General features: G+C 54.1%; 22 protein-coding genes and 1 tRNA gene. 11 read left to right on the forward strand and 12 right to left on the reverse strand.

Annotation, left to right across the window (positions count from 1 at the left end; translation table 11 throughout):
- Nucleotides 1-313 precede the first annotated feature (313 nt).
- The 8 genes from C9422_RS10010 (at nt 314) to C9422_RS10045 (ending at nt 4106) form a co-directional block, all read left to right on the forward strand.
- Nucleotides 314-763: a tellurite resistance TerB family protein gene (locus C9422_RS10010; RefSeq protein ID WP_116580532.1), complete on the forward strand. Its 450-nt coding sequence runs from the start codon at nt 314-316 to the stop codon at nt 761-763.
- On the forward strand, nt 760-963 hold the full coding sequence (locus C9422_RS10015) for a hypothetical protein (RefSeq protein WP_116580533.1): 204 nt from the start codon (nt 760-762) through the stop codon (nt 961-963). Before C9422_RS10010 ends, C9422_RS10015 begins: the two co-directional genes overlap by 4 nt.
- Nucleotides 964-1028: 65 nt before the next feature.
- Entirely contained in the window at nt 1029-1229 is a 201-nt protein-coding gene (csrA, locus tag C9422_RS10020) for a carbon storage regulator CsrA (protein WP_116580534.1), read from the forward strand.
- A gap of 150 nt (nt 1230-1379) precedes the next feature.
- Nucleotides 1380-1652, forward strand: coding sequence for a hypothetical protein (locus C9422_RS10025; protein WP_116580535.1), 273 nt, complete (start codon nt 1380-1382; stop codon nt 1650-1652).
- On the forward strand, nt 1649-2110 hold the full coding sequence (locus tag C9422_RS10030; RefSeq protein WP_116580536.1) for a hypothetical protein: 462 nt from the start codon (nt 1649-1651) through the stop codon (nt 2108-2110). The genes C9422_RS10025 and C9422_RS10030 overlap by 4 nt, the downstream gene beginning before the upstream one ends.
- Nucleotides 2111-2544: 434 nt before the next feature.
- Nucleotides 2545-2823 carry a hypothetical protein gene (locus C9422_RS10035; RefSeq protein WP_116580537.1) on the forward strand — a complete coding sequence of 93 codons (279 nt, stop codon included), beginning with the start codon at nt 2545-2547 and terminating at the stop codon, nt 2821-2823.
- 43 nt (nt 2824-2866) lie between these two features.
- Complete coding sequence (locus C9422_RS10040; protein ID WP_116580538.1) at nt 2867-3073, forward strand: DUF4224 domain-containing protein; 207 nt, start codon at nt 2867-2869, stop codon at nt 3071-3073.
- A 1-nt stretch (nt 3074) separates the two neighbouring features.
- Entirely contained in the window at nt 3075-4106 is a 1032-nt protein-coding gene (locus C9422_RS10045) for a tyrosine-type recombinase/integrase (RefSeq protein ID WP_116580539.1), read from the forward strand.
- 82 nt (nt 4107-4188) lie between these two features.
- Here the strand turns inward: C9422_RS10045 and C9422_RS10050 are convergent.
- Both C9422_RS10050 and C9422_RS10055 read right to left on the reverse strand, forming a co-directional pair.
- Nucleotides 4189-4275, reverse strand: a tRNA-Leu gene (locus tag C9422_RS10050).
- Nucleotides 4276-4749: 474 nt separating this feature from the next.
- Nucleotides 4750-5481 carry a hypothetical protein gene (locus tag C9422_RS10055; RefSeq protein WP_116580540.1) on the reverse strand — a complete coding sequence of 244 codons (732 nt, stop codon included), beginning with the start codon at nt 5479-5481 and terminating at the stop codon, nt 4750-4752.
- Between the two features lie 345 nt (nt 5482-5826).
- Between C9422_RS10055 and C9422_RS10060 the strand changes: the two genes are divergently transcribed.
- Both C9422_RS10060 and C9422_RS32010 read left to right on the forward strand, forming a co-directional pair.
- Nucleotides 5827-6036, forward strand: coding sequence for a hypothetical protein (locus C9422_RS10060; protein ID WP_116580541.1), 210 nt, complete (start codon nt 5827-5829; stop codon nt 6034-6036).
- 114 nt (nt 6037-6150) lie between these two features.
- Nucleotides 6151-6912 (forward strand): hypothetical protein, encoded by a 762-nt coding sequence (locus tag C9422_RS32010; protein WP_133249005.1) that lies wholly within the window; start codon nt 6151-6153, stop codon nt 6910-6912.
- A 214-nt stretch (nt 6913-7126) separates the two neighbouring features.
- Here C9422_RS32010 and C9422_RS10065 read toward each other — a convergent pair whose 3' ends face one another.
- Both C9422_RS10065 and C9422_RS10070 read right to left on the reverse strand, forming a co-directional pair.
- Nucleotides 7127-8311: a DUF4263 domain-containing protein gene (locus C9422_RS10065; RefSeq protein WP_116580542.1), complete on the reverse strand. Its 1185-nt coding sequence runs from the start codon at nt 8309-8311 to the stop codon at nt 7127-7129.
- 192 nt (nt 8312-8503) lie between these two features.
- Nucleotides 8504-9298: a DNA adenine methylase gene (locus tag C9422_RS10070; RefSeq protein ID WP_116580543.1), complete on the reverse strand. Its 795-nt coding sequence runs from the start codon at nt 9296-9298 to the stop codon at nt 8504-8506.
- A gap of 265 nt (nt 9299-9563) precedes the next feature.
- On the opposite strand from C9422_RS10070, the gene C9422_RS10075 reads away from it, so the two are divergent.
- Nucleotides 9564-9917, forward strand: coding sequence for a hypothetical protein (locus C9422_RS10075; protein WP_116580544.1), 354 nt, complete (start codon nt 9564-9566; stop codon nt 9915-9917).
- Between the two features lie 141 nt (nt 9918-10058).
- Here C9422_RS10075 and C9422_RS10080 read toward each other — a convergent pair whose 3' ends face one another.
- From C9422_RS10080 to C9422_RS10115, 8 genes are all read right to left on the reverse strand, one after another.
- A complete protein-coding gene (locus C9422_RS10080; protein ID WP_116580545.1) occupies nt 10059-11279 on the reverse strand; it encodes a HEPN domain-containing protein in 1221 nt (406 codons plus the stop codon).
- A 101-nt stretch (nt 11280-11380) separates the two neighbouring features.
- Nucleotides 11381-11896 carry a lysis system i-spanin subunit Rz gene (locus C9422_RS10085; RefSeq protein ID WP_116580546.1) on the reverse strand — a complete coding sequence of 172 codons (516 nt, stop codon included), beginning with the start codon at nt 11894-11896 and terminating at the stop codon, nt 11381-11383.
- Nucleotides 11893-12318 (reverse strand): cell wall hydrolase, encoded by a 426-nt coding sequence (locus C9422_RS10090; RefSeq protein WP_116580547.1) that lies wholly within the window; start codon nt 12316-12318, stop codon nt 11893-11895. The genes C9422_RS10085 and C9422_RS10090 overlap by 4 nt, the downstream gene beginning before the upstream one ends.
- Before the next feature lie 132 nt (nt 12319-12450).
- A complete protein-coding gene (locus C9422_RS10095; protein ID WP_116580548.1) occupies nt 12451-14649 on the reverse strand; it encodes a hypothetical protein in 2199 nt (732 codons plus the stop codon).
- A 12-nt stretch (nt 14650-14661) separates the two neighbouring features.
- The gene (locus tag C9422_RS10100; protein ID WP_165824761.1) at nt 14662-17199 is read right to left on the reverse strand and encodes a phage tail protein; all 2538 of its coding nucleotides are present in this window, start codon (nt 17197-17199) and stop codon (nt 14662-14664) included.
- Complete coding sequence (locus C9422_RS10105) at nt 17171-17641, reverse strand: CHAP domain-containing protein (RefSeq protein ID WP_116580550.1); 471 nt, start codon at nt 17639-17641, stop codon at nt 17171-17173. Before C9422_RS10105 ends, C9422_RS10100 begins: the two co-directional genes overlap by 29 nt.
- A complete protein-coding gene (locus C9422_RS10110) occupies nt 17638-18495 on the reverse strand; it encodes a DUF2163 domain-containing protein (RefSeq protein WP_116580551.1) in 858 nt (285 codons plus the stop codon). The genes C9422_RS10105 and C9422_RS10110 overlap by 4 nt, the downstream gene beginning before the upstream one ends.
- Nucleotides 18492-19142, reverse strand: a complete 651-nt coding sequence (locus C9422_RS10115) for a DUF2460 domain-containing protein (RefSeq protein ID WP_116580552.1) — start codon at nt 19140-19142, stop codon at nt 18492-18494. The genes C9422_RS10110 and C9422_RS10115 overlap by 4 nt, the downstream gene beginning before the upstream one ends.
- Nucleotides 19143-19151 lie beyond the last annotated feature (9 nt).

A 19151-nucleotide genomic window follows, 5' to 3' on the forward strand; every position in this document is an offset into this window, starting at 1 on the left:
CAGCCCGACCAGCACGGGCCTTTTTTCATAGCGCGGATTTATATCTCCGGCGGCATTGACTTTAAATATCCCCGGCGGCAATATTTGTCCGCCGCAGTGAATCGCGGCGGCAATACGGGGCCACCCGCCGCTCTTTAACAACCCGATCGATTCAAAGCTGTCAGCTGCAAAAAGACTAACGCACCCGGCGTGGGCGACACCTACCTAAGTGCGCCGTATCTGGGCCCCGCTGACAGCCCGATCAGATTTCACTTCATAGCCTTGGCAGCAGGGCTATGTGGGAAATCCCCCTCCCCTGCAATGAGAAAACACCATGTTCGGAATGAAAAAACTCTTCGGAAAACAAGTCGGTAACGCCCAGGCCGAAATGAAGAAGGTCGTTACCCGCGACTTGATGCAGGCCATTGTCGGTGGCGGCTTATTGGTTGCCGCGGCCGACGGAGAGATTGAAGCCAGCGAGGTTTCCAAGCTGGATGAGTTGATTCGCTCTAACCCGAATTTGACGCACTTCGGCAGCGAGATCACCGAAACCATCAATCGTTTTACAGGTCAGTTGAACGCCAACTTTCAAGTAGGCCGATTGGCGATCAAACGCGAACTGGCCGACATCAAAAACGTTCCGGCCGATGCGGAGGAAGCCTTCGTCAACATTCTTGCCATTGCCCAGGCTGACGGCCTGATCGAGCCAGCAGAGTTTGTGGTGCTGAAGGAAATAAGCATGCACTTCGGCCTGCGCCTGGCTGACTACGGTATCGAGGCGTGAAGTACGCGACAAAGGTTCTGTTAATCCTGCTGGCACTGATCCTGGGTGGCATGTTGCTGAGCAGTCTTGCCTCTCGGGCCACTTGCTCCTACTACGGCTTCCAGACTGACCGAGACACCCGCTACGCCGCGTTTGTTGGCTGCATGGTTCTGGTTGACGGGGCGTGGTTCCCTCGCAATGAAATCCGCGTAATGCAGTGACATTTCACTGATGCCGCTTCTTGCAAGGCGGCATTGGGAAACCCACTCACGCAAGGAAATGGACAATGCTGATTTTGACTCGCAAAGAAGGCGAAAGCATCAACATAGGCAACAACATCACGATCACAGTGCTGGGTGTTAGCGGCAAACAGGTACGTATCGGAACTAGCGCACCAAAGGATGTCCAGGTGCATCGAGAAGAAATCACACAGCGCATTCAGGCGGGTTTGTCGAAGTCCGCAATGGCAACACCTACGATCACTTAAGCAGGTCTTTGTGACGCAAACAATGCCCGGTTCAGATCGGGCTTTTTTACGCCTGCCATTTATCAATCAGCCCCCCTTCCCTACCCAATCGCCACCAGCAGGTGGTCGGAGTGCTGATGAATACATCTAACCTATTCCGAGGGATCGACCATGCATCCATCATTTCAAGAGCGCATCGATGACCTCGGTGTGCCGCTGCAACAATCAAGTGCCGTCCGGGTCGGGTACTTCGCCCGTATTGGACGACCAACCCCAGCCAAACCGGTGCGCTACCAAATCGCCGGCGGAAGCTTCGGCATGTACCAGATTAAAGACCTCACCACAGGCAAGACTTGCGCCTTCAGTGGTACCTACAAGGCCGCTCACGACCTTGCCATGCAGTTTGAAGCAAAAGCCAATCGCCAGATTGCAGTGACGCTATGAAAAAGCGAAAGCCCAATAACATGCGTACCCGGTTAGAGCGAGCGAGCCGGGCACTGCTCAATGCCAATCACGTCGCGGTGGTCCACATCGACCCCAGCGGACGCCAAGGGATGATCAACAGAAAGAGCTGCAAGAGCATCCCGCCAGGGCAGCGCATGGCAGAAGCAGTCTGCGACATTGCCCACCGCTGGACGATCTATGTCAGCGTCCAGTGTCGCGATCAACAAGGGCACCGCTACACTAAATCAGTAGAGGTTGCTCCCCAAGGCAACTATCTGGCCGCGCACCTCGAAAAAGTGATCGAGGAGACCTACAAAGACCTGGTCGCCGAGAGCAATCCGAATCATCGGATTGCTTCGGGCTGGATCGCCATTCCCGCCGAAATATCGCTGACTGAAGAACAAGCCGCCCAGGTGTTCGACGCCGTGGGAGTCTGGAATCAGCAGAGGGCAGCATGAGAAGCATCAGCAACCAGGTGCGCCAGCGCCGGCGACAGACATGGCTGGATCTGCCGGCCCACAGAATTGAAGAGGCAGGCCGTGGCAGTAGATCAGAAAGCCCGGTCAGCGAAGATTGCAGCGAAGAGAAAGAGCCCACCCCGCCCAGTTGCCCGAGGGAGCATCGTGCGAACGTCGCCCCTACGGGGTGAGCTGTTCGACATTAACCCACAAACCAAGATATTGCATCACAGCTTCAAACTTTCGCCAGCGCGGGGCCACGGCATTGAAGTAAGGGTCCACCCCACCAGTTACCTCAGGGGAGAGTGTGTGTAACGCAACTGGTGAGGCGGACCAATAAACCTTAGCGCACCCGATCAGCTCGCCTGACGCCCCTCATCTGATTTCACAATCCACTTACCAGCCTGCCGGTGAACGGCGGGCGAGGAATCCTCATGACCAAAGAAAACTTGTACGACGAACAAATCAGCCCGCTGGTCCAAAAGATCATCGCGATCTGCCGAGAGCATGAGATCGCCCTACTGCTTTCCGCTCAGCTTGAGGACGACGATAAGCGAGAGCTGTTCTGCACCACCATCCTCCCTGGCACTGATGAGGTGTCGTGCGAGAAGTTTGTCCAAGCGTTGAACATCATCCGGCCGCCAAGTCGACCTGTCATGTATCTGACTACCACTCATGCCAATAGCAGCCAAACGCTAACCGCCATCATCTGACCCACCCCCACCCTCTGCCGCCACGCACGGCATGGAGCAGCTCATGAACATCCAGTTTCTTTCCCACGAGGAGGTTTGCGAGCTCACGGGCGCGCGGACTAAGGCAGGACAAATCCTCAACCTGAAGAAAAACGGCGTCAGGCACACCATCAAGGTGAATGGCTGGCCAAGCGTCACCGCAATGGCCGTAACAGCGGTCGGAATATTTGAAGCAGAAAAATTAGAATGGAAACCACGCAAGGCTAGCTGACATGGGACGACGACCAAGTAAACCGGGCTCAATTGCCCGACTGCGAGAGCGGAAAAAAGCCAGCGGCCGGGTTTTCTATTACTACGAGATAGGCGGAAAGGACCGGAAAGAGATCGCACTGGGTAGCGATTACGGCCTGGCGATCATGGAATACGCCAAACTTGAGCGTGACCGCACAGCGACTGCCTTAGTCGCCAAAGTGATCACGTTCAGGTATGTGGCCGAAAAATACATGATCGACGTTGTGCCAACGAAAAAGCCGGCGACACAGAAGGACAATATCAGGGAGCTGAAGAACTTGATGTCATTTTTCGATGACCCACCAGCCCCCCTCGAAACAATCCAGCCACTGCACGTCCGCCAGTACCTGACATGGCGCAAGGCCGCACCGGTTCGAGCTAACCGCGAAAAGGCCCTGCTCAGCGCGATCTGGAACTTCGCCAGGGACGTTGGATATACGGCTCTGGCCAACCCATGTGCTGGGATTAAGGGCAACAAGGAAACAGGTAGAGACATCTACATCGAGGACGCGCTGTTCAAACGAGTGTATGAGAAGGCAGATAGCGGCCTTCAGGATGCAATGGATCTTGCCTACCTCACCGGTCAGCGGGTCACAGACACACGCTTAATGGACGAACGAGATGTTCGCGACGGGCAAATCTGGGTGCTGCAGGGGAAAACAAACGCCAAACGGCGGATTGAGATCACAGGAGAACTTAAGATTTTGATTGATCGGATCATGTACCGAAAGTCAGAACATAAGGTCCGCTCAACACGGCTGATCGTTACAGAGGATGGCACACCAATGTCGGTGGCAATGCTGCGAGGGAGATTTGACTTGGCCAGGGAAGCGGCTGGTGTTGCGAAGTCCGAGTTTCAAATGCGTGATTTACGCGCCAAAGCCGGTACGGACAAGGCGGAATCAAGCGGCGACATTTTGCAGGCCAGAGATCAACTTGGGCATACGACCGTAGTTATGACCGAGCAGTACATCCGCAACCGAATTGGCAAAAAAGTCTCGCCAACTAAGTGAATTGCGAACCAAATCTAAAATTGCGAACCGGAAACAAACAAGGGTTTGCATCAGCTTTCGCCCGCAAACCCTTGATTTTAAATGGTGCCCGAAGCCGGAATCGAACCGGCACGCCCTTACGAGCGGGGGATTTTAAGTCCCATGCGTCTACCAGTTTCGCCATTCGGGCGGTAGCGCGGTGAAGCGTCCAGGTTTTTGCCACATAACGATCTGGCAGTTCTGACGCCTGTGCAGCAGAGGTGGAAATATATACATCCCGCCCCGGTGAAGCAAGTTCGCAAATACCCTTTTCAAGACTAAATCTTGCAGGCTACTGCAAATAAAAAAGCTCCGTAAATCATAGATCTACGGAGCTTGTTTATTAGTGGAGGCCGAGGTCGGAATCGAACCGGCGTAGGCGGATTTGCAATCCACTAACAAAGCTAAGCAGATCAGTAGGTTAGCATGCGATGCGTTCCGCAAGCTACTGATTTTTAAAGAGCTGTAACCCAGTCAGATCAAGCGTCTCTATTGTGGTTGCGGAACTCTTTTCATCTGTACCCGCTCCTGTCAAATGGCGCGCCCACACAACTGTATATTTAAACAGTAAAAAGGAATCGAGCACCGACAATCTTCACTTTGATTTGCTCGCCACCTGAAAGATTTATTTATCGCTACCAGGAGTCGCAGAGTGTGCGTACAGCTTCAATAGCTGCTTTGAAAGCTCGGCCTTCGTTTGACTCTTAAGCTCTGCGCTGGCCTCAGGAATTGTCGCAATGACCTGGACCGCCATACCAACGGCGTTGATTCTCTCAAGAACCGTTACGTACTCCTTTGATTGAGCCAAAATTGATCGATAGATCAGAAGAAACGAGCCACCAATAAAACTGATAAGTACACCGGACGCAGCGGCCACGATGGAAACAGGTAGTTTTTCTGGGTTCTGAGATGCTTGAAATAGCCCATAGCTCACGAACGCAAAGCCACAGAGCATAACGACTAAGGTCAGCCAATAAATTGATTGGACCTGACTAAGGTTACGATCCAGATAGCTTTCGAGTTTGACTCGCGCGAGATCCCAAGCCAGCTGTGGTTTCTCGGGGTGTTCTCGAACACGCCGCTCTACGGTTTCGATTATTTGCTCTCGAGCCTCTCGGTCGATTAGCGTCTGATAGGCCACAACACCACAGCCAATGAGCCCTGTTAGCACGAGAAGCGTAGCAGCGACTCTCTGAGCGATGACTTTGTCAAGACCTCCTGATTCACCAAGCACCGCTATAGGTATCCCGACTGCCGTTAAGGCAACTGCTAATCTCAGTGCTGCCCGTACGTGCTTGTCATCACGCTTCCAAGCCTTAAGCAGTGATTCAAGTATTGAAATATATGGGTCAAACATCATGTCTTCCGGCCAAATAGCGTGCGATAAGGTGGGAATTACTTTCCAACAAGCAGAAAGGCTAGCGTGCCACAATAGATCCAATGCGTACCAATTTTGTACCACCAATGTTGAAAACTGAGCGTTCCGAATTCAGCCTGACCGACATCACTCCTCGCCAAGCCATCATTGGAAGCTCAGCTATCGTGCGTTTGCCCCATTTTTGCCCCATCCCCGACCAAGCTGCCACTCGGGTTAACGGTCGCGCTAGGGAACCCTAACGACTACGAATATAAATCGCTGCTACAGACCGCTTCCAGCTAGTCTACATCCTGCTACCCTTTCCTCTTCATGGAGGAAACACCCGTGCCAAACGCAGATCTGCTCCCTTCCCTGCTATTCAAACTCAACGAAAATCAACTTGCCCTCGAAGCCGCCATCATGGAGCTCTCGAACTGGGTCGAGCAGCATGGCTCGACAGAGGTCGCCGACAACGTGCGCAGCGCCCTAGAGGCAATCGATAAGAATGATGAGTTCATCAAGATGACGCTCGCGGTGCTGATGACGCCCGAGTGACTGCAATCGACCGATTGACCAGAAACAATCGAACTAGCTTGCCTGAACTTCACTCACCAGGAATTGCGTCTGTTACCAATAACTCTGATTCACAGGCCTCTTATGAATACCTGCATGCTCTGTCTGCAACAGCACAAACTCGTCAAAGCACACGCGATCCCCGAAGCCTTCTTTCGTGAGCTGCGAGTTGATGGGGAAAAGCCACTTCTGGTTTCTAGCGAACCTGGCTTTTTTCCAAAGCACGCGCCAATTGGTGTATATGACGATACAATCTTGTGCAACGTATGCGAGAAGAATTTTGACGGTATCGATAACTACGGAATCGACGCATTACTTAGTAAATTTCACAAATATTTTCAGCCGCTTGAGCGCAATGGCGAAACCCTAGGATTTGAATCCTCTCAAGTAGACAAAAATCGACTACTTCAGTTTCTAGTGGCCGTTCTATGGCGAGCCTCAGTATCGTCACATCCTTTCTATTCAAAAGTAAATCTTGGCCCTCACGAATCTCTGGCACGCGCAGCGCTAAACACTAATACCACTGCCCTGTCTCCAGTATTTGATGCCGTTTTATCACGATGGCGCGATGAAGGTGAGCATATTCCCACTACAGCCATGCTTGATCCAAGACGTGAAAAGTGGTTCGGTGTCAACGCATACCGCCTCTATTTTGGTGAGACCGTCGCTTACATTAAAGTTGACAAGCAGCCTTTCACACCTCAACTCAAGGCAATCTCATTGCGTACCGCGCCACCTATTTTCGTTGTTAACCGAGTCTTGAGCGAGTCAAAAGATTTTCACATGATCAAGCGTACTGTTCAGCGCTCTCAAGCCAATAAACTCAAATATCGCAATGCGCGCCTTTCAGACAAGTGAGCGGCCTCCTTTCCACATTTGATCCACCTCCGACATCAGTCGCTTCACCCTCAAGATAAAAATGCCAAGTGTGACTCCATCAGGAATACAGTGGCGCCCCGCAAAGCGACCAGAAACGAAGTCTATGCCGAGTGCAGAACAAGCACCACGTGCGGACCGTGTGGATCGCACCATTGCCATATTTGGTATGAAAAATATGGCATGGCCGACATTGTTATTGACGCTTGTCTGCGGTCGCCCCCAGAAAAAGATGGCAAAGCGTATCGTAATCTATAATTTTAACATCTGGATAACGACGACACGCTTGGAACACTTCGTCACTATCTGAATTATCCCAATTACCCACCACCAATACTAAGTTTGGCGCATTAACCTCAATCTGATACTTCTCTCTAGCAAACTTGGCATTTTCAGGATAGGTAAAATATTCTCGATAATTTGCAAGTTGAGCTACCCCTTCTTCAACATAATCAATAAATCTTCGACGTTTCCGCCCACCCTTTGTCACATTCTGCTTATCAACCAAGGCAGTTTTTAGGTCGTAAATATCATAAAAACCGTCCTCTCTCCTTACCAAAAGATCAGGATTTATAGCGACGTCTTCGCAAGTACCATCATGCTCAATCCAATTAAGAAAAGGCTCATAAAGAAAATTCGTTGTTTTAAAGGCTCCATGCACGACCTCCGGATGAAGGCGAAAAAATTCACCCAACGTTGTCTCATGCAATCCCCGCAACAAAAATAGATTTTGCAGTTGCCCCGCTACCAACTGCCTTTGTACATCCTCAGTTGGCACGCAATGCATGCCATGAACTTCTTTCTCCCCCATGTAAAATTTAAAAATATTCTCTAAGCCGCCAGAGTTAACATTATTTTTGACTATCATTAAATGAAGTACGTTTTTGCACCTGTAGTACTCTTCACGCACATTAACAAAAAGACATTCATCTAAAATACAATACTGAAACCGCTCGCCAAAACCTAACAAACTTCCGCTACCATTTTCGCGCACCAAGGCAGACTTGGTAAGCTCAACACAAGGAAACCTCTCGGCGACCTTGTCTAGGTCCGACGTTTGCGAAAATGTTATACCTGCGCTTCTAGAAAACTCATCAATTCGAAAAATAGGATCAGGCTCATCATCATCAAACTGACTGAGATACCTGTAAATAGATTTTTCACTATGACGCTTGAGGGTAAGCCCAGTGTATTTTTCGGAAACGCCGAGGAGCTCACAAGTATAGTATCCAGAACAATTCGTAAAAAGAATCATATTAGGAAAAAGAACTTCATGCCCCTCAGGAAAAGTCAGGCGACCTTTGTCTTTCTCTAAACTTTTCGCTGAAAAATATTGCCTCCAATAACCTGAAACCTGCTCAACAAATTTATCAAACAGCATCAGCAACCCCCAATGAATTACACCAAATTATCTAAATATCACAGCAGCTCAATAAAATATAGCCGAACGCCACCACCCAATCTATTAATTTAATATACCAACATCACCCTCGCTGGCGCTCGCCGAGGCTTACGCGGCCGACCGGATGTTCAGTGTTCAACACCCGACTACACGAACGAGCATCTTTGATAGCTAAAACAGCCCACCCAAAGATGCCGGTACCCAGTTCATGATGACCAGTTCGCCGCTGACCTCAGCTTTCACCTGTCGCTGATTCGTCGTGCTGTAACGGATCTCCAATGTCTCGAAGTGAAACCCTTCAAACACCCGCCGAATGTCCGGGTGGTCGTTGATGCTGACCATTACCTTGCCTTTGCAGCGACGCATGAAGTCGGCCATCCGCTCGTAGTTCTCGAATGGAAAGTCCACGCCGTATCCGACCGTCTGCCAGTACGGCGGGTCCATGTAGTGAAAGGTATGGGCACGATCGTAGCGTTCCGCGCATTCGAGCCAGGGTAAGTTTTCGACGTAGGTGCCAGACAACCGTTGCCAGGCAGCTGAGAGGTTTTCCTCGATCCGCAGCAGGTTGATGGCCGGGCCGGTGGTCGCGGTACCGAAAGTCTGCCCGGTGACTTTACCGGCGAAGGCATGATGCTGCAGGTAGAAAAATCGGGCCGCGCGCTGGATGTCCGTGAGGGTTTCAGGACGGGTCATCTTCTGCCACTCGAACACCTGGCGCGAACTGAGCGCCCATTTGAACTGGCGCACGAACTCTTCGAGGTGGTTCTGCACGACGCGGTAGAGCGTCACCAGGTCGCCATTAATGTCGTTGAGGACTTCAACAGGCGCGGCCTGGGGGCGCATGAAGTACAGCGCGGCTCCGCCGGCAAAGACTTCGACATAGCATTCGTGAGGCGGAAAAAGGGGGATGAGACGGTCGGCCAGGCGGCGTTTGCCGCCCATCCAAGGGATGATTGGTGTGGACATAGAGTGCAAGACCTTTACTGTATATATAAACAGGTGCTAGGCTCGCCGCGCTTTGTGCACGGAGCAAGAGCCTAGGCCGGGCTTGCAGGGACCATCTGCGGGAACGGCGGCCGGGCTGGATGTTGACGCATCCAATCCGGTCGCTCTTTTTACGTTGATGAAATTACGAAGCCGAAATGCCGACCCAGCAGTTCGTCGCCTTCCTCTCGCCTGATCGCGACACCTCAACTACTGTATATAACACCAGTATACGTAAGGTGTGACCGTGGAACAGTACGAAATCGAAGACACCAGCGATTGGCTCGGCTGCCCGACATCGCTTGAAACCTGCCGGCATCAACTCCGGATGATCGAGAACGAAGTCGAGGAACTGACCCTGCAGCTTCGCCAGGCCCGACAGAACATCTTCAAACTCGTCGAGATGCACGCCGAAGCGACCAAGGAGTGCAATACGCTTCGAGTGCAGCTTTCCGATGCCATGGCCGATGTGGCTCGAGGGCATGCTCAAGTAACCGAACTCTCCAGTGAGCTCCGCGCCTTGGCGAACGTTAAACATCAGAACTCGCACCTGTTCGAGGAAAACCAGCGCCTGCTCAGGGAGAAGCGGCAGAGCCGATAGCTCTGAAGTACATGCGCGAGTTTGCTGGCGTTTTTGGACTGGGGGTTAAAGGGCTTCAGGGGCATGCCCCCCTACAATTGGTACAAAAATGGTACGTAAATCTCGACACCAAAACAGTAATTTACTATTTGACTTCAACCTTTAAGCCTCGTCACCATTATCCATTCCTAGCAATAAGTCCTCCCAGTTAATATTTCCTGCATTTATAACAGCCTTGATAGCATCTGCGCACAACTTAAGCCCTTCAGTAAGTCTCCCGCAGGCATACTCATGTTCTTTTATTTTTGAAGTTAGTTTGCCTGTGTGCGCCGCAGTCGATCTATAGGTGTACACATCCCTGAGAAGCTTGTATATTTTCTTACGCTCATCTAAATCCTTTCCCAACAGCCACGACCCGCGCAGTCTAAACTGAAGAGCGAGCTGTGTTTGATCAGGCTGGTCACGCAAAAGCAGAGCCTCTAAAGCGACACCTAAATCTATCGCCCTATCTACTGGATTATGATGCCTGGCAGCCTCCCTGAGCCTATGCAAAGGAACATCGAGTTTTGAGCGCCGATCATCACTTAGAGCTAAGTATTTAGACAGGATATTTCGGAAACTTTCCAAATCTTCATCTGTAGCCTCCCGAGATCCAACCCCTAAATCAGCCCACCCCGATGATGACCAAGAGCATAGATCAAGTGACTCTAAAAATGAATTTCTAAGTGCCCCAGAATAGTAACTATGGCGAATTGAGTTTTCTGGAAAAATCAACGGAAGTAAATTTGAGATTGTTCCCACAATAAAATATTTTTTCGCTTCAACTTCAAACTTATTCAAGTCAGCATCAAAAGGAAAAAACTTTGGCTTAGCATTAATCACCTTGTAAATAACAGAGTCTGGCGGATCATCAGACTGATAGTCATTGAAGGGTGACATCACGCCAAAATTTCCTGTATGCAACCGTAATTTATAATCATTAAGATGTCGAATCAGCGGTAACGACGGAACATCTTCAGGCTTGGCAATAAAGACACCATCAAACAGCTCTACAGAACGAACAACTTTAATTCCTCGCAACATCAAAACTTGTACGCAAGGGGTGTAATCTTGACTTACATAATCAATTAAGGAGTCAACCGTCTTTTCAATGCCATTATTCAGTGCTCCGATTACAAGCAACTCGGCGACAACGCTCACCCCTACAGATCTCGATGCGGTTCCTAAATTCACGCTATTTTTGATAATTTCTTTTATTGGCGGCAGATCCTGCATTTTCTTTATTAAGTGATCAGGAACGTTAATCGATACCTTCCCGTGCCGAAACGGACGCTCGCACCTAAATAGCTCGTTAGAAATTTCTATTAATTCCTGGCGATACATCCGATGCTCCCCGATGAACTTACAAATCGTACAAATGGACAATCTACACATCGGCAAAATAACATGCCAATACCGACCTGCAACGATTAGTATTCAACGCCCTAGCGAGACACCTCCCGTGCGTACGCCTGGCACGCCCCCAGCGCGATCAGTCCTTGGTCGCCGGCGTCGGTGATGGCGACAATTCGTTGAGCATGCGCTGGGTCAAGTCGGGCGCGCGTTCCTCCATGAACCACGCCGCCGGCGCCGGTACCGGCTGGCACTGAACAGCCACTGGCTGAATCCGTGCTGTCGAGGAGGACTGACAGCCGCAAATCAGCAGTGGCAAGGCGATCGCGCAGGCGAGCCTGTTTCGTTTGAGCATCGCTCAGTTCCTTGTAATGGGTTTGTTCGCTGGCCGACAGCCGCTGCTCGAGGGCGAGACGTTTGTCCTGCTCGGTCCGTTGCGCGGTGGCGGCAGCATTGTTGATGGCGTCGAGGTCTGACTGGTGCAGCCCCACCTGCTCGGCCAGCTGCTTTCCGTAGCGCCAGTCCTGCACCTTCCAGATACCACCCGCGGCGGCCAGCACCAGCAGCAGAACGCCAGCCAGGGCGCCTTTCAATGCACCAGGACTCATGGCACATCCTTAAAGAAAATGTGATGGCCGAGCTTCAACGTCTCCTTGGCGCCTTTTACCCAGGCCGGCGGCTTGGGCATGGTAGTCGCGTAGTAGTGCGTGGCACCTCCGGTGGGATCCGGCACCTTTCCATCGATCACCTGGTCAGCGGCAATCCGCGCCTGTGCGAGCTCACGGAACGGAATCGGCTTGGCGCCACTCAGGGAGGCAAAGTTCGGGTCGCTCCTGTTCCAGCAACTGAACTGGTAGGGCTTCTGGCACACGCCGGCATAGCCCTCCCCCCACCACGATTTGTCCTTGCCATCGTTCACGCGGTTGCGGATGGTCCAGGCCACGGCGATCTGGCCGGCCAGGGATTCACCGCGGGCTTCGCCCCACAGCGTGCGGGCGAGAATGTCACGGTCTTTATCGGATACGGTCATCACTTTTCTCCAGGCATAAAAAAACCCGCTCGAAGGCGGGTCTTCAAATTTCAGGTACAAAAAAACCGCTCAAGGCGGCTACTCATCTGGGCACCATTTAACGATGTGCTTTTCGTGCGTCGCTGGCCGCCATCATCCCTGGTAGTCGTTCGGCGAAATATCGACTTGGCAATCGTCCATATTCAATGCCGCCGCCGCGTTGTGACGGATGCGCAACTGCCAATATTGCCCCGGTGCACCGGACACCTTGAATACGGTCTTGATGCGATCCTTATCCGGGTTGACGCCCTTCGCCTCGCCTTCTCCATCGACGTAGGTGCCGCCCGAGTCGACCAGTTCAACGGCGATGTACTTCGCCGCGCCATCCACCGCCATGATTACCGATACGGTGATGGTCATTTTCGAGCAGCCGTTCGGCATGACCAAACGCGTAGGGTTAGTCAGCGAAAAGGCGCCTACGTTGTCTTCTGTAATCGTCGCGAACGATATTAGGTTGATCGCCAGGCCGTTGCTGATCGACTGATTGGTCTTGCGGATCTTGGTCGAGCGCCCGCGCAAGGAATACGGCAGAAGCGATGCCGGAATGATCTGGCGTTGCGGTGTGTAGGCGTTCAGGTCGTGGCTCACGTCGTCGATGAGAATCTTGAAGTATTCGTAAGCCTTTCTGCCGGTCGCGGCCTCAAACGCCGCCATGTAAGCCGGAATGTTGGTCGACGACAGGTTGGCGATGATTGGCCCCGACACTGGACCGGTGCAGCCGCGCATCTCAAAGCGGTTGGGGATATGGCCTTGGATCGCCATCACGCACGAATCAGGTAGACCATCAGGACCCGCGAACAAGAAGCAGTGGAATAGCTGAACTTCCGTACTGTTCCAGGGGAACTGGGTATTTGGTGCGCCGATATGAGCAACGATTTGCATGCCGCCGCTTTCGCCGCCGAAACGGGTGTGTGAGGCGGTGAAGCTGCCGTAGTTATCGACCCAACGGACATTGGGCACCCGGTCAACGCCCACGGTGCCCATGTTGGGGATCATGAACGTGTCTTTGATGTGCAAGCGCGTCAGGGCGTTAGGGTCGCTGGGGGACGTACCCTTGTTGATGATGGCCGCCGTCGAGGGCGCCATGTTGGACTTGTCCTGTTGAATCCAGCTCTGATTGACGCTCATATGGTCGCAAGCGTTGTTGATCGCTTGCTTGCACGAGAGAATGCGCACCTTGTGAAGGTTGCACTCGGTAGACAGGTGGGACCATGCGTTACCAAGGGCATCTGCGCCAGTGGCGAAGGTGTTAATCGCGAAACCGTCGGCCAGCATGATGTCGCAATCCATGATCTCGACCATGGCCGAGTTGATGTTGTCGTTGTGGAAGTTGATCGGGTTGCGACCGCCTACAAAGTTGAAACCTTGGATCTTCCACTGGTAAGCCACACCCGCGAAGATATCTTTCATGACTCCGCCGTTCTGCGTGATCAGGACTTCTTCACCCTCAAGGTTTACGTAGGGTGGAATCGCCAATTCGTCAGAAATGCGGAGGTCAGCTGAACGCACAATCACCCGTGGCGTGGTGGCGCTGTAGCTGGATTTAAGGCCGCCAATAGTGATCAGGCGGCTGGTCGTCTTATTCGGGATATCGGCCAGCATGTTCTTGAACTGGACGGTATCGTCAGCACCACCGGCAACATAGCCAGCAAACTCAATTTCGCGCTGAACCTTGCTATAGAGACTGCGCACAACTGTGTTGGCGCCAGGGATCTGGATCGAAATATTCTGAGCGCCAAGCGCACTCATCAGAACCTGGCGAAGTGAGATGTCACCCACAGCCAAAAGCTTCAGGTTATCGATCGACCAGGTTCCAGTGAGCGTCAGCGGGAGCGTGGCCTGATCGGCCACTCGATAAAGTTCGCCATCACGTTGCACCAGCTGGGTTTGGCGTTGGACAACTACGCCCCCGGCATAGGCAAGAAAAACAGTTTCGTAACCGGAGTGCTGCAGCAAGTTTTCGAAATCATCTCTCGCCTGATCAAGAACCTGATCGATTTCCCCTCGAACCTGCTCAACGGCTGTAGCCACATCCACAGTCGAAATGTCGAGCAACATCGGCGCTACGTAGCCGTAACGACTGATCCGAATATCGATGCGGTTGGTCGTCGAATAGAAGAACACGCGGGCGTTGGCATCAGCGCGCAAGGGGTTCTCAAGTGGAACGGTGCCCGCCGAATCCGAAAACAAGACGGCGCGGTCCTGAGTACCATGGGCGAACACATCCACGGTTGCATCAGGCAATAGGGCACCGTCTTCGGCTCTTGCGGCGAAGAACTGAATGGGTTGCATAGTTGTTCTCTGTCAGGTCGTAAAGGTTATCGCCGGGGCGAAATTGAGTTGCGAGCGAACGCTGCTCCAGGTGTCATAAGCCGCCGCGCGCAAGTAGTAGGTCGTACCCGGCGCCAGGCCTGTGATCTGGCCAGCGACCGAAGCGCCCTGATACCCGACGGTGCCCGAAATGGTCGGATCGAAGCCGGACACGGTTGAATAGACGTACATGTAGCCCGCCGCGTCCGGGGCCGAGCTGGTGCTGCAGCTCACGTTCGCAGTGGTGCCAGTCACCGTTGCGGCAACGCCACTGACTGCCGGCGGCGCCGTATTGATCACCACCAAGGCCGTCACCGCCGCATTGCCCGCCGAGTTCCGCTCGATGACTTCCACGCGATAGCTACGGACCAAAGCACCGTCCACCAGCGCGTCAGCTCGTTGATAGGTGAACGTCGTGCCGGTGGTGATGACTTCACGCAGCAAGGCGTTATTAGAAGCGTTGCGGATCCTGATGATGCGATCCGCCGCGTTGCTCCCGGCGGTCCAGCTAACGGCGAAATACGGTGCCTCGAACGCCCCGACCAACAACAAACCTTGCGCCGCAGTGGGAACTACCCGAGCCGGATTGAGGGTGATGCTGTAGGCCGTCACGTCGGCCAGATCCTGCAAGGCTCTCCCGAACACGTTGAATGAGCGGAACTTCACCCACACTGTTTTTCCGATCTGATCCACGGTGTAGCTGTACTTCCAGATCGCATCATCAAGGCGAACGAATGGGGCACCCACCGGATGACTGATCACGGAGGACCTGAGACGCCCGCGTCGCAGGTACTGCAGGTTGTAAGCTCCAGCCCCGGTGAGCGTTGCATCTCGATAGCTGATCAACTCACCGTTGACCCAGCACAATGTGGCACCGCTGTCGGCCTCGGTGGTCGTTGCGGCTGTGAGCTGGCCAGCGGCTGACAACTGCACCTTTAGAGTGTTGGTGACGTCAGGATCCACCCCGACGGCGAGAGGCGCGGTGAGCTGACCAATTCGGGCGCGCCCGTATATGCTTTCAACCATCCGATAACTGTCGCCGTCAGCGCTGATCCAGACCTCACAGCCTCCCCAGTTTTCGTCGGCACCGGCCACCGCTCCCCAGACCTGTGTCTCGCCGGGAAGCAACAAGCTATCGGGTGGATTGAAGATAATCGGGGCCAGCACGGGACCTGGGGCAGCGTTCTGATTGCCCTGATACCCGGCCTTACTCTGTACCGGGTAGTTCGGCGCACTGCCGACACCCAGCAGGGCATCTTCGGCAACGACAGTGAGCTTGCCGTCCTCATCTTCCTCAATCGACATCAGCCGGACCAAACGGCGATCAATGTTCAGCCCGGGCTCAGTCACGGTGACCAGATCCATCGGCTCAAGCAGCACATGCTGCCAGCCCAAGGAAAACTGGTATTCGTTGCGGATGTAGAGCTTGCGTTGAACCAGCAACTGAGCAGCGTGCGACGCGATCGCCGTGTTGCAGATCTCGTAAGCCTTGATGGTATCCATTGGCCTGGAACCGAACTGCTCAATGGCCGCCTGATCAAGGCCGCGCACTACGTCGGTGTTGTACTCATGATCACGATCGAGGATCTCCAGGGTCACTTCGTTGTAGCTGTCGGCCTGGCTCTTGATCTTGATTTGAATCGGTGGCGTCCCTTCCTCCGCCAGAAAGTCATCATCGGTCAGATCCGCCACCGGGGTGACATTCGGGTACCAGGTGACGCCGTTGCCGGTGACGACCTGGTCACCGAAGGGAATGATCTTCATCTTCCCTGCTGACCAGACCAGTTCGCTGTTGGTCAACTGCAACCAACGGGCGATGGCTTCGCTGGCCGCGGCCTGCTCATCAAGGACCGGGCTGAGCAGCAGGTTCTCTGCCAGGCAGTAATCCCGATAGTTGTTCATGTCGTCGATCCACTGCGGATCAAACCCGACACCGTCCAGCGGATCCATCAGCAACGCCGGCAAGAAAAGCCCAGGGTTCGCGTCAGGCAATCCCGGCACCTGGTAGGGACCATCAACTTCGAAGGTATGGTTCTGCACGCCAGCGTTATCGTTGAGCAGGTAACGCGGCGAATACACATACGCCGTACTCGAGTAAGCGATCGCCTCGGCCGGGTGCTTGGTTGCAAGGTAGCCCCATACCGGTTGATCGGGCGAGCCGGTCATAAAGCTAAAACCGATCTGGGCCAGGGACGACTGCACGACACCCCCTACAACCTTTTCCTCGAACACTTCCTTGTCCCGGAAAATCCGGCGAACCGCGCTAAGTGACCCCCGGCCGATCGCCAGAATGAGCGCCGCATAGTAGGTGTAAGTCGTGTCCTTCTGAGTCGCACCGCCGCCGCCCTTGCCGCCGGTCTTGGTCTTGGTCGTCTTGGCGACTGCCTCGAAGTCGGTGTAGTAGATCAGGTTGGGACTGATGCGATTGCGCCCGGCCATCCAGGCGATCGGCTTGCCTGCGGCGCTGCTCTGGATTTGCATGGCGTTGATGCGCGTGGCGCTGTTAGAGATCGTGGTGCTGCTGCCCCCCATCGCTGCCTCCGTAATTATCAAGTGTGTAATAGCGCACGGGCCGGCAGACAAAACGCTCTTCGCGCATGTCGGCCACTTCAACGCCGATATCGCGATAGGCATGGATGATCCGGTGATCATCGATGACCACGGCGGCGTGGCTGTAGGTGCGCCCGAACTTCCAGATCGCGACATCCCCCGGCCGCGGGCTCTCGACCTCATGTCCGTACTCGTCCAGCCAGCCCAGGTACAGCTCCTGGCTTCGGTGCAGGTGCCAGTCCTGCGCATAGGCCCCCGGATCGATTCGCGGCATCAGGCCCGCCGAATGAAACACCTCGATCAGCAACCAGGCGCAGTCGACTCCAACACCGTGGAGGTGCTGTCGGTGCTGGTAGGGTGTTCCGAGCCAGTGCCGAGCCTCGGCCAGCACCGCGTCACGTTGCTGCTGCTCCTGGTCGGTCATAGGGACGTCTCCGCTACCGGGATGAAGGGCATGCCGCGATAACGGCCGCGGTTGCCGAATTTGTTCGTGCAGGCATCCAGCGTGCGTGGGCAACCTGGATAAATCAGGAACTGATCCCCGGGTGCCGGTACCGCTGGCAGGCCCAGGATCAAACTGACCACGCCGTCCCCCGACTGGCGCCGCACCGTGCGCGCAACGCCGGCATTACCACCGTTCACAAAACGGATAACGCCCTGGTCAAACCATCCGTTGCCCGCGGAGAGATTGGTATGAATGCGCAGTGCTGTGGTGTCCGCCAACACCTGGCCGGCCGTCTCAAACAACGAGCGGTTCACCCCACAATCCGCGCTGTACACCGTGCGCAGGCAGCCGGGCTGGTAAACGCCTTTGGGCACCTTGGTATCCAGCAACTCCATCGGCGACTTGACCTCGACGGTGGCTTGTTCGCGGTCCGCTTCGACCCCTGCCACTCGGCCGATGAAACGGATCACAGTGCCGACCACGGATCCGCCCCAGTCGGGCATGAACGCCCGGGCAAGCGTCAGGGTCGCGCCGTCGAAACCACCACCGGCAATGAACGCCAGCACCGGCTCGCCCAGTAGCGTGTCATCAACGCCGGCATACAAGGTCACGCTCAAGGTGTCGACCTCAATGCCTCGAACGATCCGCACACCCGTACGCTTGATCAGCGGGCCGGATGCCGAATAGTTCACACCGCCCGCATAAAGCTGGATGCCGGCGTCGGTGTAGCGCAGGACCTGCCCGCTGGCCAGGGTGATGGTGTACAAGTCAGCCATCACGAAGCTGCGCGCCGTGGCCAAAAACTGCTGCAACTCAGGACTGGCTGCGATCATGGCTTGATGCTCGTGAATGAGATGTTTTTCATTTCCCAGATCTTCCCGAATGGCTGCGCGCTATCCAGTGCGTCTGAGTCATAGGCACAACGGAAAAAGAACCCCCCCGTCCACTCCAGCGGCGCACCGCTGGCCGGTGCATGGGTAAAGGTGATTTGCCCCAGTGCATCGACGGTGAAGCCCGCTGCCGGCACGCCGGCCACGCTCAAGCGCTCGATGTTGACGACGCCATAAATCGGCTCGACCCAATTGCCAATGGCCCGGGACAGTTGAAAGGTTCGGGTAATGCCGTCGCCGGTACCGAACCGATGCTTGTTGACCTGGTGATCGGTGCGATCAAAGAACAGGAACTCGCCAAACTGCCCTTTGCGGTCGTTGAAGAAGTTCAAGATCCGCGACCATTCGTCCAGACCTGGTCGCTTGCGAATCGCGTTGTAGTTCATCTGGAACGTCCACAACGGCGCCGAGTAATACGCCGTCGTTCGGCGTCGACCACTCACCGATTTCTGCACTCCAGTGCTCCACTCCGGCGCCTTCTTCGCGAGCAACGTTTGCCCGGGCATATGCGGCAACACGTCATCCGCCATCAAACCGCGATCCGGAAAGCCCGCAATCCAGCGTGCCGGAAAAAAAGGCCCTAAAAGCATGATTACCCC

It is taken from the genome of Pseudomonas sp. B1(2018) (assembly GCF_003097365.1).
GTDB classification, from domain to species: domain Bacteria; phylum Pseudomonadota; class Gammaproteobacteria; order Pseudomonadales; family Pseudomonadaceae; genus Aquipseudomonas; species Aquipseudomonas laurylsulfatiphila.

Bases quoted from the DNA above. Each gene is read 5' to 3' on its own strand.
- C9422_RS10010 (WP_116580532.1), top strand. From the start codon at position 314: ATGTTCGGAATGAAAAAACTCTTCGGAAAACAAGTCGGTAACGCCCAG.
- csrA (WP_116580534.1), top strand. From the start codon at position 1,029: ATGCTGATTTTGACTCGCAAAGAAGGCGAAAGCATCAACATAGGCAAC.
- C9422_RS10025 (WP_116580535.1), top strand. From the start codon at position 1,380: ATGCATCCATCATTTCAAGAGCGCATCGATGACCTCGGTGTGCCGCTG.
- C9422_RS10030 (WP_116580536.1), top strand. From the start codon at position 1,649: ATGAAAAAGCGAAAGCCCAATAACATGCGTACCCGGTTAGAGCGAGCG.
- C9422_RS10035 (WP_116580537.1), top strand. From the start codon at position 2,545: ATGACCAAAGAAAACTTGTACGACGAACAAATCAGCCCGCTGGTCCAA.
- C9422_RS10040 (WP_116580538.1), top strand. From the start codon at position 2,867: ATGAACATCCAGTTTCTTTCCCACGAGGAGGTTTGCGAGCTCACGGGC.
- C9422_RS10045 (WP_116580539.1), top strand. From the start codon at position 3,075: ATGGGACGACGACCAAGTAAACCGGGCTCAATTGCCCGACTGCGAGAG.
- C9422_RS10055 (WP_116580540.1), bottom strand. From the start codon at position 5,481: ATGTTTGACCCATATATTTCAATACTTGAATCACTGCTTAAGGCTTGG.
- C9422_RS32010 (WP_133249005.1), top strand. From the start codon at position 6,151: ATGCTCTGTCTGCAACAGCACAAACTCGTCAAAGCACACGCGATCCCC.
- C9422_RS10065 (WP_116580542.1), bottom strand. From the start codon at position 8,311: ATGCTGTTTGATAAATTTGTTGAGCAGGTTTCAGGTTATTGGAGGCAA.
- C9422_RS10070 (WP_116580543.1), bottom strand. From the start codon at position 9,298: ATGTCCACACCAATCATCCCTTGGATGGGCGGCAAACGCCGCCTGGCC.
- C9422_RS10080 (WP_116580545.1), bottom strand. From the start codon at position 11,279: ATGTATCGCCAGGAATTAATAGAAATTTCTAACGAGCTATTTAGGTGC.
- C9422_RS10085 (WP_116580546.1), bottom strand. From the start codon at position 11,896: ATGAGTCCTGGTGCATTGAAAGGCGCCCTGGCTGGCGTTCTGCTGCTG.
- C9422_RS10090 (WP_116580547.1), bottom strand. From the start codon at position 12,318: ATGACCGTATCCGATAAAGACCGTGACATTCTCGCCCGCACGCTGTGG.
- C9422_RS10095 (WP_116580548.1), bottom strand. From the start codon at position 14,649: ATGCAACCCATTCAGTTCTTCGCCGCAAGAGCCGAAGACGGTGCCCTA.
- C9422_RS10100 (WP_165824761.1), bottom strand. From the start codon at position 17,199: ATGGGGGGCAGCAGCACCACGATCTCTAACAGCGCCACGCGCATCAAC.
- C9422_RS10105 (WP_116580550.1), bottom strand. From the start codon at position 17,641: ATGACCGACCAGGAGCAGCAGCAACGTGACGCGGTGCTGGCCGAGGCT.
- C9422_RS10110 (WP_116580551.1), bottom strand. From the start codon at position 18,495: ATGATCGCAGCCAGTCCTGAGTTGCAGCAGTTTTTGGCCACGGCGCGC.
- C9422_RS10115 (WP_116580552.1), bottom strand. From the start codon at position 19,142: ATGCTTTTAGGGCCTTTTTTTCCGGCACGCTGGATTGCGGGCTTTCCG.